Here is a 14,730-nt window from a genome sequence, read left to right on the forward strand (position 1 = left end):
ATGCGCGAGCCACGCGTCCGCGTCGCTACGTGATCTTACGAAGCCGCGCTTTTGCCCAGCCCTGCGGCAAAGGCGATGCGCAGCGCATCGGGAAAGCTCGGCACGTCCAGCTTGCTCATCACATTGGCGCGATGCACCTCCACCGTTCGTGGCGAAATACCCAGATCATAGGCGATCGTTTTGTTCGGCAGTCCCTGTGCTAGCCCCTCCAGCACCTCGCGCTCGCGCGGGGTCAGCGCGGCGATACGCACCTGTGCCTGATGTGCGGCAGCATCGCGTTGGTCCGATCGCTCGATCCGGACAAAGGCCGCCTCGATCGCGCGCAGCAGATCGGCCTTGTCCGACGGCTTCTCCAGAAAATCGACCGCGCCTTCCTTCATTGCCTGCACTGCGGCGGCGACGTCGCCATGCCCCGTCAGCATCACCACCGGCATATCGACGCCCATCGCATTCAGATCGCGCTGCACTTCCAGCCCGTCCTTGTCCGGCATCCGGATGTCGAGCAGGATACATCCCGGTTCGGCATGGCGGACCTCCTTCAGAAAGGCGACGCCCGACTCATAGGCCTTAACCTCGAATCCCGAGGTCTTGAGGACGAAGCTCACCGCCCGGCGGATCGCCGGATCGTCGTCCACCAGATGCACCAGTCTCTTAGTCATCGTCTGCCTCGACTTCCGCGCTCATCAGGGTGAAGTTGAAAATGGTACCGCCGCCCGGATTCGGTTCGGCCCAGATGCGCCCGCCATGCGCCTCCACGATGGTACGACAGATCGACAGGCCCAGGCCCATGCCGCTTTCCTTCGTGGTGACAAACGCCTCGAACAATTGCGGCGCGATGCTCTCGGGAATGCCGGCGCCGGTGTCCGCGATCGATATGCGGACCATGCCGCCTGGCGCGGGCGCGGTGCCGATCGTCAGGTCGCAAACGGTGCAGTCCGCCAGCGCCTCGACCGCGTTGCGCAGCAAATTGACCAGCACCTGCTGGATCTGCACGCGATCGACCAGCACATGTTTCACCCCGGCATCCAGATCGAACAAGGTGCGGATCCCGCGCTCGCGCGATCCGATCAGCGCCAGGCGGCTTGCCTCGTCGATCAGGCCGTTCAGATCCTCGATCCGCTTTTCCACCTCGCCCCGTGCGACGAATTCGCGCAGGCGACGGACGATATTGCCCGCCCGCAACGCCTCGCTCGCGGTTTCGTCGAGCGCTTGCGCCAGCAAGTCGTGCGCATCGGGGCCGGGATCGGCGAGCAGGTCGCGCGCGCCCTGCATGAAATAGGTGATCGCGGCGAGCGGCTGGTTGAGCTCATGCGCCAGTGTCGAGGCCATTGTCCCCATCGCGCTCAATCGCGACACATGGATCAGCTCCGATTGCAGTTCCTTGAGCCGCAGCTCGGCGCGCTGCTGTTCGGTCAGGTCGCGGATGAATCCGGTGAAGATGCGGTGCCCTTCGCCCGCCGCCTCGCCGACCGACAGTTCCATCGGAAAGACGGTGCCGTCGCGCCGTTGCCCCGATACGATCCGTCCGATGCCGATGATGCGCCGCTCGCCGGTCTCGACATAATGCCGGACATATTGATCGTGCCGCTCGCGGTCGGGGGAGGGCATCAGCATGTCGACATTGCGTCCCACCACCTCGGCCTCGGTCCAGCCGAACAAGCGCTCGGCCGCCGCGCTGAACGACAGGATCGTCGCCCGTTCGTCGATCACGATCATCGCGTCGGGCACGGTCGCCAGGATCGATCGCAGGTGCAGCTCGTTGCGCGCCAGTGCCGTTTCCGCCGCCTTGCGCCCGGTAATGTCGTAGAGCGTCTGGCCGAAGCCGCGCAGCGCGCCGCTGGCGTCGCGCAGGGCGATCAGCGTGATATCGGCATAGAATTCGGACCCGTCGTGCCGCGCGCGCCATCCTTCGCTACGCACTCGCGTCCGTTCGCGCGCCGCGTCCAGATCCGCCGCCGGGATCCCCCGACTGCGCTGATCGGCCGGGTAGAGCAGGTCGAACGACTGGCCGATCGCCGCCTCTGCGGTCCAGCCGGTCAGCATCTCCGCCCCGCGATTCCAGGATTTGATCCGACCCTCCGGGCCGACCAGATAGGTCGCATGATCGTTCACGCTGTCGAGCAACAGCGCAAGTTCGTCGGGTTCGGGAAGCGCGTCGTCGGTCACACGATCCATCATCCTGTCAATTCGGGTTCATTCCCATCCGTACCATTACGAAGAGTGCGGATACACCGCGACTCCTAACCGGGCCTCCTCGCAATGAGGAGATTTCAGATGCGTATCGTCTTTCTTGCTCTCGCCGCCGCCACCGCCCTGACCGTGCCCGCCCATGCCCAGACGCAAGCGGGCGACGTGCTGGTCCGCCTGCGCGGCATCATGGTGTCGCCGACCGAGGAGTCGGGGCCGGTGCTGCCCGCTTTCCCGACCGGTGAGGTCGCGGTGGGCGATTCGGTCATGCCCGAGGTCGACTTCACCTATATGATCACCGATCATATCGGTACCGAGCTGATCCTGGCGACGACCAAGCATGACGTGACCGGTGCGGGCGCGCTGAACGGGCTGGGCAAGGTGGCCGACACCTGGGTGCTGCCGCCGACGCTCACGCTGCAATATCATTTCGCGCCCAAGGGCAAGGTGCGCCCCTATGTCGGTGCAGGCGTCAACTACACGATCTTCTACTCCGAAGACGCGAGCGACAGTCTCGAAAACGCGATCGGCACGACCAGCGTGAAGATGGACGACAGCTTCGGCTATGCGCTGCAGGCGGGCGTCGATATCGACCTTACCGACCGCGTGTTCCTCAACCTCGACGTCAAATATATCGACATCGACACGACGGCCCGCCTCACCACCGGCGGCGCGGTCAACCGGGTCGATGTCAGCATCGACCCGATCGTTGCCGGTATTGGTATCGGTATGCGGTTCTGAACGCTCCGCCTTGGCCGGTTGCGACGGGGTTCGCCCTGCGCGACCGGCTATAGGGATGGGGAGCGGGCCGATGCCGCACCCGTTCAAACCCTATACCGCGACGAAGCTGTTGCGATCGCGGTCCTTGCGGACGCGGTCGGCGGGGAAGACGGTGCCGTTCATCGCGATCCACACGCCCGGCCCTGACGCGACCTGAACCGTGGCGAACGCCATGCCCAGGTTGAACGCCGCATCGCTCTCCGCAAAGCGCGCGGGGGCAAGCGCACCCAGCAGCGCGATCCGCTTGCCGGATATGTCCTTCAACGCCGCCGCCGTCTCCGTCATCGTATCGGTGCCATGGGTGATGACGATCCGCTCCTCGGGCGCCGCGCGCACGACATCGGCGATCAGCGCGCGATCGGCGTCGGTCAGCTCCAGGCTGTCCTTGCGCATCAGTTCGACCACGCGGACATCGGCCGCCGAGCGCGCGACCGCCAGCAGCCGCGCGACCACGCTGTCGCCGATCTGATATTCGCTCAGCGCATCGAAATAGAGTTTGTCGATCGTGCCGCCGGTAGTGAGGATCAGGATATCTGCCATGGCGCGGCCTATAGCGATGTCGATCGCGCCTGTCAGCGCGTGGCGCGATCCCCCGGGGAATAATGGATGCGACTGGCGGCCCGGATGCGCTAGGCTGTCGGCATGAAGCCGCTCCATCTCACTCTGGCCGCCCTCGTCCTCTCGTTTCCCTTGCCGCTCGCCGCCCAGTCGGACGGGGTCGCGGAATCGGGGGACACGCGCACCGCCGCGCAGGTCGAGCGCATCCGGGAGCGCATCCGCAACGACCCGCTCGCGCCCACCATCGCGCCGCGCGGATATGACGTCACCCTCGTTCTCTTCTCCGATTATCAGTGCGGCTATTGTCGGCGCTTCGGCCCGACGCTCGACACGTTGATGGCACAGGATCCCAGGGTCCGTGTCGTCTATCGCGACTGGCCGATCCTCAGCGCCGGATCGCGCGAAGCGGCCCGCGCGGCCATCGCCGCGCGCTTTCAGGGCAAGCATCTCGCCTTCCACCGCGCGCTGATCGCCACCAGCGGGCGGATCGACACCGCAAAGATCCGCGCTGCGGCGGACAAGGCCGGGCTGGACTGGAACCGGCTCGTCGCCGATCAGGCGAAGCACAAGACGGCGATCGACGGCTTGCTCGCGCGCACCAATGACTATGCGCGGATGCTGGGCCTCACCGGTACGCCCGGACTCATGGTCGGCCCCTATGCCATCCCCGGGCTGGTCGATCTGCCGACACTGAAAAAAGCGGTCGCCCTGGCCCGGGAGCGTAAGGGAAGCTAGCCGCTCCGGTCGCGTTCCAGCAGTTCCTCGCGCACATGCACCGCGCGCAGCGACAGCCGGACCTCGAACAGGAATGCGACCAGCCCCGCGGTCAGCAACATCATCGACGCGATGAACGCCACTGCCACGACCACGCCGATATCCAGATGGACGATCTCCGCCCCGAACAGCAGCGCGACGACCAGGCAGATCGCGATCCCGCTCGCCACGCACAGCCAGATCGCGGTGTTGATGACCGACAGCCGCCGGTCGATCAGCCGTAGCTCCCACACATGCCGCTCATGTTCGGCCCCGGTCGAGACGGGATGGAGTTGCTCGATCTTGCGCGCGCGATCCACCACGCGCGCCATCCGTCCGACCAGCACGTTCAGGATGCCCGCGATCCCCGCCAGCAGGAAAACGGGCGCGATCGCGGTCTGGATCGTCGCGGCGACGGTGGAGAGCATCGGGGCCTGCATTGCGCGCACCTTATGGCGGCCCGCACGCGGCGCCAAGCGGCTCTTCCACCCTATGGTAACAAGTTGCGCGTTAGACAGGGTGCCATGACGAAGCCGATGCCGCTCGCCGACTTCACGCGCCTGCCGCCCTTGCTCAGCGCGAGCATCGGCGACGGGCTGGCGAGCGCGCTCGACCCGGTCGCCGATCGCGCCGCGCCCACGCATCGTTTCCTGCGCTATGGCTGGTTCGCCGCCGCGCTCCACGCCTATGGGGGCGCGGCGCGCACGCTGACAATCGCGCGGGAGGGGGCACCGGTCCTCGCGCTGCCGATCGTCGATACCGGCCCCGCGTCGTTGCGCATCGCCCAGGTTCCCGGCTGCTACTGGCCGTTCCGCAGCTTCCCGGTCGCGCAGGATGCGGGGGCGGAGGCGTTCGAATTGCTGCTCGACACGCTGGGCAAGCATTGCAACGCGCTGCGCATCGGCCCGGTCTATGATCGCGACCCGGCGCTCGAAGGGCTGCGCGCCGCCGCGGCCACGCGCGGCTGGGTCGCGCTCGACCGCTTCGTCGCCGAAAGTTTCCTGCTCGACATGGCCGCGCTGCGTGCCGAAGGCACCTGGCCGCGCAACTCGACGCTCCGCAAGAACCGCTTCCATGAAAAGCATCTCGCCGAGCATGGCGAACCCGACTGGAGCTTCGTGTCGGGCGCCGACTGGACCGCGCGGGCGTTCGACGATCTCGCCGCGGTCGAGCGCAACAGCTGGATCGCCGACCGCACCGACGGCCGCGATGCCAAGTTCACCGAAGACGGCCATGGCGCCTTCTGGCGCGCCGCCGCCGCCGATCCCGTCATCGCCGCGATGCTCTGGGCCGCAGTGCTGCGCATCGACGGCCAGCCCATGGCCTTCTCGTTCGACCTCAATGCGGGGGCGCTCAAATATGCGATCGCCAACAGCTATGACCCGCGCGTCGGCAAGCATTCGCCGGGGAAACTGCTCTACTATCGCAATCTCGTCCGCGCGCTGGACGATGGCATGACGATGGTCGACTGGGGCGCAGGCGACAGCGGCTACAAGCGTGTGATCGGCGCCGATGCCGGTCCCACGATCCGCGACTGGCTGTTCGTCCGCCCCGGCCTCCCGGGCCTCGCCGCGCGCCTCCTGCGCGGTCGCTGGCGCGCAAGCGGCAACGCCGAGCCAAAGCCGTAGCGCCAGGAAATCCGATCGCTCCGTTTGCCCTGAGCCTGTCGAAGGGCCTTTTTCGCCATCACGGACCGCTGGAACGGTGCTTCGACAAGCTCAGCACAGACGGATCATAGGCGGTAGCGGCTTCGCGCGAGCGCCCTATGGCGCCGTCTCGACCGGCCGCGCCTGCGCCAGATACAGCGCGAACAGATCATCCGCGTCGGTCCATTCGCGCGTCACGCTCCACCCGCCTGCGGCGAGCAGCAGCCGCGCGTCGCGCGCGCCATATTTGTGGCTGTTCTCGGTATGGATCGTCTCGCCCGCGGCGATGCTGAAGCCACGCCCATCGACCTCGAACGCAACCGGCCGCACCGCCTCCAGAAGCATCTCGATCCGCGCCAGTTCGTCGTTCCAGCGTGCGACATGGCGGAATGCGTCGACCGGAATCGTGCCGGACAGCTCGGCATTGATCCGCTCCAGCAGGTTGAGGTTGAACGCTGCCGTCACCCCCTGCGCATCGTCATAGGCGGGGACCAGCAGCGCCGGGTCCTTGATCCGGTCGATCCCGATCAGCAGCGACGCGCCCTCGCCGAGCGACTGACGCATCGTCCGTAACAGATCGACTGCAGCGGCCGGCGCCATGTTGCCGATCGTCGATCCGGGAAAGAAACCCAGCCGCGAAAGCCCCCCGATCCCGGCGGGCATCCGCAGCGGCTTCATGAAATCGCCCTCGACCGGCTCGACCGCCACATCGGGGAATTGCGCCGCGATGCCACGTGCCGATGCGCGCAGGAAATCGCCCGAAATATCGATCGGCACATAGGCGGCGGGCTTCACCGCGCGCAGCAGCACCGGGGTCTTGGCCGACGATCCCGATCCGAACTCGACCACCGCGCCACCGGCGCCCGTCTCGCGCGCGACCTCCGGGCTCACTTGCTCCAGCAACGCCGTCTCGGTCCGCGTCGGATAATATTCGGGAAGCGCGGTAATCTCCTCGAACAGTTCCGACCCGCGCCGGTCATAGAACCAGCGTGCCGGAATCGCCCGGGGCCGCGCCGCGAGCCCGTTCAGCACATCCGCGCGAAACGCCGGATCGGCAAGGCTTGCCTGCCCGTCCTCGATGTCATGTTTGAGCATTACAGATCCTTCGCCAGGCGCACGCCGGTGAACTGCCAGCGCTGGTGCGGATAAAAGAAGTTGCGATAGCTGGCGCGCGCATGGCCGCGCGGCGTGGCGCAACTGCCGCCGCGCAGCACGCACTGCCCGCTCATGAACTTGCCATTATATTCGCCCACCGCGCCTTCGGCGGCGGCAAAGCCGGGATAGGGGCGGTAGGCGCTGCCGGTCCATTCCCACACATCGCCGAAAAATGCCGGCCCGCCGGTCGCCGGGCGCGGTTCGACCGGTCCGGCGCAATCCAGCTGGTTGCCGCCCACAGGATCATGGCCGCTCGCCGCAACCTCCCATTCCGCCTCGGTCGGCAGCCGTGCACCCGCCCAGCTGGCATAGGCGTCGGCCTCGAAGAAACTCACATGCGTCACCGGTGCAGCGGGGTCGATCGCGCGCCGCCCGTCCAGCCCGAAGCGCGTCCAGCCGTCGTCGCGCTGTTCCCAGTAAAGCGGCGCTTCGATCCCCTCGGCCTTCACCCAGGCCCAGCCATCGGAAAGCCAGTGGCGTGGCTCCGAATAGCCCCCGTCCGCAATAAACGCCGCCCATTCGCCATTGGTCACCGTCCGGTCGGCCAGTGCGTGGGGGTGGAGCAGCACGCGGTGGCGCGGGCCTTCGCAATCGAAGGCGAATCCGTCGCCCTGCGCGCCGATCTCGGCGACCCCCTCCACCCCTTCGATCCAGCGCATCGGCCCCGGCATCTCCACCGGAATCTTGCGCTTGCCCGGCCAGATCGCGGGTTCCACCGGATTGCACGAAAACAGGTGGAGAATGTCGGTCAGCAGCAATTCCTGATGCTGCTCCTCATGATGGCAGCCCAGCTCGATCAGCGTCAGCGCGGCGTCGGGAAGGGTGGGCAGCGCATCGACCAGCGCCCCGTCCACCGCCGCGCGATAGGCCATTACCTCGTCCAGCGACGGCCGCGTCACCATCCCGCGCCGCGCGCGCGCATGGCGCTGCCCCTCGGCCTCGTAATAGCTGTTGAACAGGAACGGGAAGCGGGCATCGTGCAGGCGATAGCCGGGCACATGATCGCGCAGCACGAACGTCTCGAAGAACCAGGTGGTATGCGCCAGATGCCATTTGGCGGGGGAGGCGTCCTCCATTGACTGGACGGTCGCATCGGCGTCGGAAAGTGGAGCGACAAGATCGGCGGAAAGCGCCCGAACCGCGCGGAACCGCGCTTCGAGCGTTGTGCTGCACGCGGCGATCTGCGCCTTCGTTCGCATTTCGTTCTCCTATCCCGAAACGCCGCGAAGGTCAAACCCTCAACTCACCGGTGCGCCCCTGGCGTCCACAGAACGTCGCCACCCGCCTCTTGGTTCATTTCGCGCGCAAGAACAAAAAGCAGGTCGGACAAGCGGTTGAGATAGGCCAGCGCCTGCGGATTGAGCGAAACGCTTGCCGCCGCCGCAGTCGCGCTGCGTTCGGCGCGGCGCACGATCGCGCGTGCCAGATGCACCGCCGCCGCCGCTTGCGATCCGCCGGGCAGGATGAAGCTGGTGAGGGGGCTAAGCGATTCGTTGGCGGCGTCGATCGCGACTTCCAGCCGCGCGACCTGCGCCGGGACGATGCGCAGCGTCATTTCGCCCGGCTCAAAATCGTCGCCCGGCGTCGCCAGATCGGCGCCCAGATCGAACAGGTCGTTCTGCACCGTCAGCAACAGCCGCGCGGGATAGTCCTCGCCGATCGCCGCGATCGCCACCCCGATCGCGCTGTTCGCCTCGTCGACATCGCCGATCGCCGCCATGCGCGGGTCGTGCTTGGCTACCCGCGATCCGTCGACCAGCCCCGTGGTGCCGTCATCGCCGGTGCGCGTATAGATCTTGTTGAGCTTGACCATGTTTGTTCAGGTGCCGTGACCATCCGGCGTCGCCGAATGCAAACTCACGCGCTCGCGAGCAGCAGCAACAGCGCGACGATCGCGATGGCGATCCCCTGGAACAGGATGCGCTGCTGCATCGCCTTGTTCGACTTGAGCGACGACGCGCTCGGCCCGTCGCCCGATTTCAGCTCCGCCTCGGTGGTGCGCAGGAATGCGACGATGCCCTTGATGAGCGCGAAGACGGTCGCCAGCATCGCGGCGATGAGCAGCAGGACGAGAAAAAGCTTCATGACCCCGATCTAGTCCTTCGCCGCACCGAATCCAACCGGAACCTCGCCCCGCCGCAGCGCATCGGCCAGCGCGCGCCCGTCCGCGCCGCTTTCGCGCAATGCCGCCAGCGTCGGCGCGCCGTGCCGCTTGGCCAGTCGCGCGCCGTCCGGCCCGGTCAGCAGGCGATGATGATGGTAGCGCGGCACGGGCAGGTCGAGCAGCGCCTGGAGCAGCCGGTGGACATGCGTCGCGGGCAACAAATCCTCGCCGCGCACCACATCGGTCACCCCCTGCATCGCATCGTCGATCGTGACCGCAAGATGATAGGAAGCGGGCGCATCCTTGCGCGCCAGCACAACATCGCCATGCGCGGTCGGGTCGGCGACGATGGTGCCATGGCGGGAGTCGGTGAAGGTCAACGCATTCCTCCCCCAGCTTGCTGGGGGAGGGGGACCAGCCGTAGGCTGGTGGAGGGGCCGACCCGCAGAGGGCGGAATTTTGTCGAGATGTTCACGGCGGTCTGCGACCGCCGCCCCTCCACCACCGCTTCGCGGCGGTCCCCCTCCCCTGAGCAAGCTCAGGGGAGGAATGGACGCGAGTGCCCCCCCCATATCCAGCCGCCAGCAATGCGGCTGCGCCAGATCCGGCGCCTCCAGCCCCCGGCACGTCCCCGGATACACAACCCCCTCCGGCCCATGCGGCGCGCTCGCGCTCGCGGCGATGTCCGCGCGCGTGCAGAAACAGGGATAGATCAGCCCCCGGCCGCGCAGATCGTCCAGCGCTGCCTGATACGCCCCCAGCCGCGCCGACTGGAACAGCACCTCGCCATCCCAGTCCAGCCCCAGCCAGCGCAGGTCCTCCATGATCGTCGCGACATGCTCCGCCCGGCTGCGCGTCCCGTCGATATCCTCGATCCGCAGCAAAAACCGCCCGCCGCGCGCCCGCGCGAACTCATGCGCCGCGATCGCCGAGAAGGCATGGCCCAGATGCAGCCGCCCGGTCGGGCTCGGCGCAAAGCGGGTGACGATGGTCTGGCTGTCGGACGGCACGATTTCCATGTAGAGCGGCGCCATGTTCCTCGCCATCCTCTTGTCGGCGCTCGCCATGACGTTGATCGTCGGGGTGCGCTATCTGATCGTCTCGGGCGGCTTCGCCTGGGCGACCCGGCTGCGACATCCCGGCCTCTATCGCGGACTCGACGCGCAGATGCGGCGCGAGGTGATCTGGAGCCTCGCCAGCGCCGCCATCTATGGCATCCCGGCCGGCGTGGTCGCCTGGGGCTGGCAAAATCACGGCTGGACGCGGATCTATACCGATGTCGCCGCATACCCGCTCTGGTATCTCCCGCTCTCGGTCTTCCTCTACCTCTTCGCGCACGACACATGGTTCTACTGGACGCATCGCTGGATGCACCGGCCGCGCTGGTTCCGCATCGCCCATGCCGTCCATCACGACAGTCGCCCGCCCACCGCATGGGCGGCGATGAGCTTTCACCCGATCGAGGCGCTGACCGGCGCTGTGGTAATTCCGGCACTGGTGTTCCTCATTCCGATCCATGTCGGCGCATTGGGGTTGGTGCTTGGAATCATGACGGTTATGGGTGTCACCAATCACATGGGGTGGGAGGTGTTTCCGCGGGCGATGTGGCGCGGGCCGGTGGGGGACTGGCTCATCACCGCAAGCCATCATCAGCGGCACCATGAGCAATATGGGTGCAACTATGGTCTCTATTTCCGTTTCTGGGACCGGCTGTGCGGGACGGACCGGGGCGTCGGCGATTTCGCCAAAGCCCATGAAAAGCGCCTTGGCGATTTCGCGAAGGCACATGCGCGCGCTGCTTCCCGCGGCGCTGCTGCTCCTCCCGGCGGCCTCGCCAGTGAGCAACCTCGACCTTGAAGTCACCGGGCTGCGCAATGCGAAGGGCGTGCTGCGCATCTGCCTGACCGCGCGACCCGACAGCTTCCCCGATTGCAAGGACGATCCCCGCGCCGTTTCGCGCACCATCGCCGCCACCTCGCCCAAGACCCGGTTCGAGGGGCTGGCGAGCGGCACCTATGCCGTGGCGATCATCCATGATGCCAATGGCAACAAGAAACTCGACACGATGCTCGGCATCCCCCGCGAAGGCTTCGGCTTCAGCCGCAACCCCGCCATCGGCTTCGGCCCGCCCAAATTCACCTCGGCCTGCTTCCCGCTCGACGGCGAAACGCAGCAGGTGAAGATGCGCTATCTGCTTTAGGGCAAAAGCGACGCGCTGCCGTCTGCCGATGACCCCGACTGAAATCGCACGGGTCCACGCATCCATTTGTGCGTTGCAGCGTTGCGCAGCTGAAACAGTTTCAGGATAAAACCCTATGCGTATCGTCCTCGCCTGCCTCGCCACCGCCGCTTTCGCCACTCCCGCCTTCGCGCAGGACGAACCCGCAGCCGAGCAGGCCGCGGTTGCGGAAGAGGCCTCAGCGCGCCTCACCGTCGCGGTCGGTGGTGCCTGGATTCCCGATTATGAGGGGTCGGACGACAATCGCTGGACCCCGATCCCCGCCGCCAACGGCACCGTCGCGGGGATGAGCTTCACCATACTCGGCAACCGCGCCAGCCTCGACGTGATTCCCGAGGTCGCCGGTAAGGACTGGAACTTCCAGCTCGGCCCCGTCGCCGTCATCAACCTCAACCGCACCAATCGCGATGCGATCGACGATCCCCGCGTCGCGGCATTGGGAGAAATCGACACGGCGGTCGAGGTCGGCGGCTATATCGGCATCGCCAAGACCGGCATTCTTCACGACTATGACACGCTGTCGGCCAGCCTGTCCTACCGTCACGACGTGACCAAAATCCACAAGAGCGGCATTTTCACCCCCTCGGTCAACTATACCACCCCGCTCAGCACGAAGGCGCTGGTATCGGTGTTCGCCTCGGCCGAGATCGTCGAGGATCGCTATGCCCGCACCTATTTCGGCGTGACCCCGGCGGGCAGCGTCGCGAGCGGCCTTCCCGTGTTCCGGCCGGAGGGCGGGCAAAAGGACATCACGGTCGGCGGCTTCGTCACCCATGCGATCACCGGCGACCTGACCAAGGGTCTCGCGCTGATCGTCGGCGGCACCTACAAGAAGCTGGTCGGCGATTTCGCGGATTCGCCGCTCGTCAGCATCGCCGGCTCGCGTCACCAATGGACCGGCGGCGCAGGACTGGCGCTGACCTTCTGACATCCGCCAATCCCTGGCCAGTCACCCCGGACGGCCGCTACTTCGTGGTACGCGGCCGGCTGTGGCGGATGAGCAACCCGGCGCTGGCCGAGGCGGAGCGGGAGGCGCTGGTGCGCGACCTGATGGCCGCCCGCCGCGCCGTCCGTGCCCGCGAAGCCGGCGCGCGCGCCCGCGTCGATGCGGCGAAGCACGCGCTCGGCGAGCGTGGCCCGGTGTGGTGGGACGACGGCGCTCCCGACTGGAACCGCCATCTTGCGAAGAACACCCCCTATGCCGACTGGTACGCCGCCCTCGACAGCGATGCGACGGACGCGTAGAACCGCCCCCATCCCCGGGGGAGCGCTGACCGGCGCTTGAGAGGGTGGCACGAGCCACCGACCCGCTGAACCTGATCCGGTTGACACCGGCGTAGGGAGGGAGCGGCTTTATCCAAAGTCCGTCCTCTCCCGTGATTGGAGACGTGACGACATGGCCGATAATCCCCTGCATCCTGAACTCAAGGTCACCACCGGCCCGATCCGCGGCTCGCAGAAAATCCATGTCGGCCCGCTCATGGTCGCGATGCGCGAAATCCATCTCGAGCCCAGTTCGGGGGAGCCGCCGCTGCGCGTCTATGACACCAGCGGCCCCTATACCGACAGCCAGGCGCGCATCGACATCATGGCCGGCCTGCCCGAACTGCGCCGCGACTGGATCCGCGCCCGCGGCGATGTCGAGGAAGTCCCCCAGCGCGAAGTCCGCCCCGAAGACAATGGCCAGCTCGGCCCCGACCGCAGCGGCGGCGTGCAGCCCTTCCCCAACGTCCGCAAGACCGTCCTGCGCGCCAAGCCCGGCGCCAATGTCAGCCAGATGCACTATGCCCGCCGCGGCATCATCACCCCCGAGATGGAATATGTCGCCACCCGTGAAAATCTCGGCCGCGAGCGCCTGCGCGAATATCCCCGTGACGGCGAGTCCTTCGGCGCCAGCATCCCCGATTACGTCACCCCCGAATTCGTGCGCGACGAGATCGCCCGCGGCCGCGCGATCATCCCCAACAACATCAACCACCCCGAATCCGAACCGATGGCGATCGGCCGCAACTTCCTGGTCAAGATCAACGCCAATATCGGCAACAGCGCGGTCGCCAGCGACGTCGCCGCCGAAGTCGACAAGATGGTGTGGTCGATCCGCTGGGGCGCCGACACGGTGATGGACCTCTCCACCGGCCGCAACATCCACGACACCCGCGAATGGATCCTGCGCAACAGCCCCGTCCCGATCGGCACCGTCCCGATCTATCAGGCGCTCGAAAAGGTCGGCGGCGTCGCCGAAGAACTGACCTGGGAAATCTTCCGCGACACGCTGATCGAACAGGCCGAACAGGGCGTCGACTATTTCACCATCCACGCCGGCGTCCGCCTCGCCTATATCCCGATGGCGGCAAAGCGCGTCACCGGCATCGTCAGCCGCGGCGGCAGCATCATGGCCAAATGGTGCCTCGCCCATCACCGCGAGAGCTTCCTGTACGAGAAGTTCGACGAGATTACCGAGATCATGAAGGCGTACGATATCGCCTACAGCCTCGGCGACGGCCTGCGCCCCGGCAGCATCGCCGACGCCAATGACGAGGCGCAGTTCGCCGAACTCTACACGCTCGGCGAACTCACCCACCGCGCGTGGAAGCAGGACGTGCAGGTGATGATCGAAGGCCCCGGCCATGTGCCGATGCACAAGATCAAGGAGAATATGGACAAGCAGCTTGAGGTGTGCGGCGAAGCGCCCTTCTACACGCTCGGGCCGCTCACCACCGATATCGCGCCGGGATACGACCATATCACCAGCGGCATCGGCGCCGCGATGATCGGCTGGTACGGCACCGCGATGCTCTGTTACGTCACGCCCAAGGAGCATCTCGGCCTCCCCGACCGCGACGACGTCAAGGTCGGCGTCGTCACCTACAAGCTCGCCGCCCACGCCGCCGACCTCGCCAAGGGCCACCCTGCCGCCCAGATGCGCGACAACGCTTTGTCAAAGGCCCGCTTCGAATTCCGCTGGCGCGACCAGTTCAACTTGTCGCTCGATCCCGACACCGCCGAGGAATATCACGACCAGACCTTGCCCGCAGAAGGCGCCAAGACCGCGCATTTCTGCTCGATGTGCGGCCCCAAATTCTGCTCGATGCAGATTTCGCAAGAGGTCCGCGACTTCGCGAGCAAGCAGAACCAGGGCGTCGAAGGCTTCATCGCCACCGGCCCGACGGGTGCGGAGACGGCGGCGGCAAGCAAGGCCGCCGCGCTCAAGGGCATGGAAGAGATGAGCCGGGTGTATGAGGAAATGGGACGCGAGTTGTATTTGGGATCAGGCGGGCGCGAGCACGATTGATCCCGCGAAGCGTGTC

General features: G+C 66.6%; 17 protein-coding genes and 1 riboswitch. Of the genes, 8 read left to right on the forward strand and 9 right to left on the reverse strand.

Annotation, left to right across the window (positions count from 1 at the left end; all coding sequences use genetic code 11):
* Nucleotides 1-35 precede the first annotated feature (35 nt).
* Nucleotides 36-659, reverse strand: coding sequence for a response regulator transcription factor (locus FPZ54_RS16385; RefSeq protein WP_145848902.1), 624 nt, complete (start codon nt 657-659; stop codon nt 36-38).
* Nucleotides 652-2,166 (reverse strand): PAS domain-containing sensor histidine kinase, encoded by a 1,515-nt coding sequence (locus FPZ54_RS16390; RefSeq protein ID WP_239019607.1) that lies wholly within the window; start codon nt 2,164-2,166, stop codon nt 652-654. The genes FPZ54_RS16385 and FPZ54_RS16390 overlap by 8 nt, the downstream gene beginning before the upstream one ends.
* 108 nt (nt 2,167-2,274) lie before the next feature.
* Here FPZ54_RS16390 and FPZ54_RS16395 point away from each other — a divergent pair, with 108 nt between their 5' ends.
* Complete coding sequence (locus FPZ54_RS16395; protein ID WP_145848904.1) at nt 2,275-2,928, forward strand: OmpW/AlkL family protein; 654 nt, start codon at nt 2,275-2,277, stop codon at nt 2,926-2,928.
* A 90-nt stretch (nt 2,929-3,018) separates the two neighbouring features.
* Here the strand turns inward: FPZ54_RS16395 and FPZ54_RS16400 are convergent, their stop codons facing one another.
* Nucleotides 3,019-3,507 (reverse strand): asparaginase domain-containing protein, encoded by a 489-nt coding sequence (locus FPZ54_RS16400; protein WP_145848905.1) that lies wholly within the window; start codon nt 3,505-3,507, stop codon nt 3,019-3,021.
* A gap of 102 nt (nt 3,508-3,609) precedes the next feature.
* Here FPZ54_RS16400 and FPZ54_RS16405 point away from each other — a divergent pair, with 102 nt between their 5' ends.
* Nucleotides 3,610-4,260, forward strand: a complete 651-nt coding sequence (locus tag FPZ54_RS16405; protein ID WP_145848906.1) for a DsbA family protein — start codon at nt 3,610-3,612, stop codon at nt 4,258-4,260.
* Here FPZ54_RS16405 and FPZ54_RS16410 read toward each other — a convergent pair.
* The gene (locus FPZ54_RS16410) at nt 4,257-4,718 is read right to left on the reverse strand and encodes a DUF2721 domain-containing protein (protein ID WP_145848907.1); all 462 of its coding nucleotides are present in this window, start codon (nt 4,716-4,718) and stop codon (nt 4,257-4,259) included. The two genes, FPZ54_RS16405 and FPZ54_RS16410, sit on opposite strands and share 4 nt — an antisense overlap.
* Before the next feature lie 84 nt (nt 4,719-4,802).
* Between FPZ54_RS16410 and FPZ54_RS16415 the strand changes: the two genes are divergently transcribed.
* Entirely contained in the window at nt 4,803-5,906 is a 1,104-nt protein-coding gene (locus FPZ54_RS16415) for a GNAT family N-acetyltransferase (protein ID WP_145848908.1), read from the forward strand.
* Nucleotides 5,907-6,041: 135 nt separating this feature from the next.
* On the opposite strand, the gene egtD is transcribed toward FPZ54_RS16415, so the two are convergent.
* From egtD to FPZ54_RS16440, 5 genes are read right to left on the reverse strand one after another with little or no spacing between them, the layout of a single operon-like run.
* Nucleotides 6,042-7,019 carry an L-histidine N(alpha)-methyltransferase gene (egtD, locus tag FPZ54_RS16420; protein ID WP_145848909.1) on the reverse strand — a complete coding sequence of 326 codons (978 nt, stop codon included), beginning with the start codon at nt 7,017-7,019 and terminating at the stop codon, nt 6,042-6,044.
* Entirely contained in the window at nt 7,019-8,278 is a 1,260-nt protein-coding gene (gene egtB / locus FPZ54_RS16425; RefSeq protein WP_145848910.1) for an ergothioneine biosynthesis protein EgtB, read from the reverse strand. The genes egtD and egtB overlap by 1 nt, the downstream gene beginning before the upstream one ends.
* Before the next feature lie 44 nt (nt 8,279-8,322).
* Nucleotides 8,323-8,892 (reverse strand): cob(I)yrinic acid a,c-diamide adenosyltransferase, encoded by a 570-nt coding sequence (locus FPZ54_RS16430; protein ID WP_145848911.1) that lies wholly within the window; start codon nt 8,890-8,892, stop codon nt 8,323-8,325.
* Nucleotides 8,893-8,936: 44 nt separating this feature from the next.
* A complete protein-coding gene (locus FPZ54_RS16435) occupies nt 8,937-9,164 on the reverse strand; it encodes a twin transmembrane helix small protein (RefSeq protein ID WP_145848912.1) in 228 nt (75 codons plus the stop codon).
* Nucleotides 9,165-9,173: 9 nt separating this feature from the next.
* Nucleotides 9,174-10,217 (reverse strand): glutamyl-Q tRNA(Asp) synthetase, encoded by a 1,044-nt coding sequence (locus FPZ54_RS16440; RefSeq protein ID WP_239019608.1) that lies wholly within the window; start codon nt 10,215-10,217, stop codon nt 9,174-9,176.
* Here FPZ54_RS16440 and FPZ54_RS16445 point away from each other — a divergent pair.
* The 5 genes from FPZ54_RS16445 (at nt 10,216) to thiC (ending at nt 14,714) form a co-directional block, all read left to right on the forward strand.
* Complete coding sequence (locus tag FPZ54_RS16445) at nt 10,216-11,040, forward strand: sterol desaturase family protein (protein WP_145848913.1); 825 nt, start codon at nt 10,216-10,218, stop codon at nt 11,038-11,040. The genes FPZ54_RS16440 and FPZ54_RS16445 overlap by 2 nt on opposite strands.
* Nucleotides 11,021-11,383, forward strand: coding sequence for a DUF2141 domain-containing protein (locus tag FPZ54_RS16450; protein WP_239019609.1), 363 nt, complete (start codon nt 11,021-11,023; stop codon nt 11,381-11,383). The genes FPZ54_RS16445 and FPZ54_RS16450 overlap by 20 nt, the downstream gene beginning before the upstream one ends.
* Nucleotides 11,384-11,498: 115 nt before the next feature.
* Nucleotides 11,499-12,350: a MipA/OmpV family protein gene (locus FPZ54_RS16455; RefSeq protein WP_145848915.1), complete on the forward strand. Its 852-nt coding sequence runs from the start codon at nt 11,499-11,501 to the stop codon at nt 12,348-12,350.
* 68 nt (nt 12,351-12,418) lie between these two features.
* Complete coding sequence (locus FPZ54_RS16460) at nt 12,419-12,667, forward strand: hypothetical protein (RefSeq protein ID WP_222428321.1); 249 nt, start codon at nt 12,419-12,421, stop codon at nt 12,665-12,667.
* Between the two features lie 6 nt (nt 12,668-12,673).
* A riboswitch (TPP riboswitch) is annotated at nt 12,674-12,782 on the forward strand.
* 36 nt (nt 12,783-12,818) lie between these two features.
* Nucleotides 12,819-14,714, forward strand: a complete 1,896-nt coding sequence (gene thiC, locus FPZ54_RS16465; protein ID WP_145848917.1) for a phosphomethylpyrimidine synthase ThiC — start codon at nt 12,819-12,821, stop codon at nt 14,712-14,714.
* Nucleotides 14,715-14,730: the final 16 nt, after the last annotated feature.

The sequence above is a fragment of the Sphingomonas suaedae genome (assembly GCF_007833215.1).
GTDB classification, from domain to species: Bacteria; Pseudomonadota; Alphaproteobacteria; order Sphingomonadales; family Sphingomonadaceae; genus Sphingomonas; species Sphingomonas suaedae.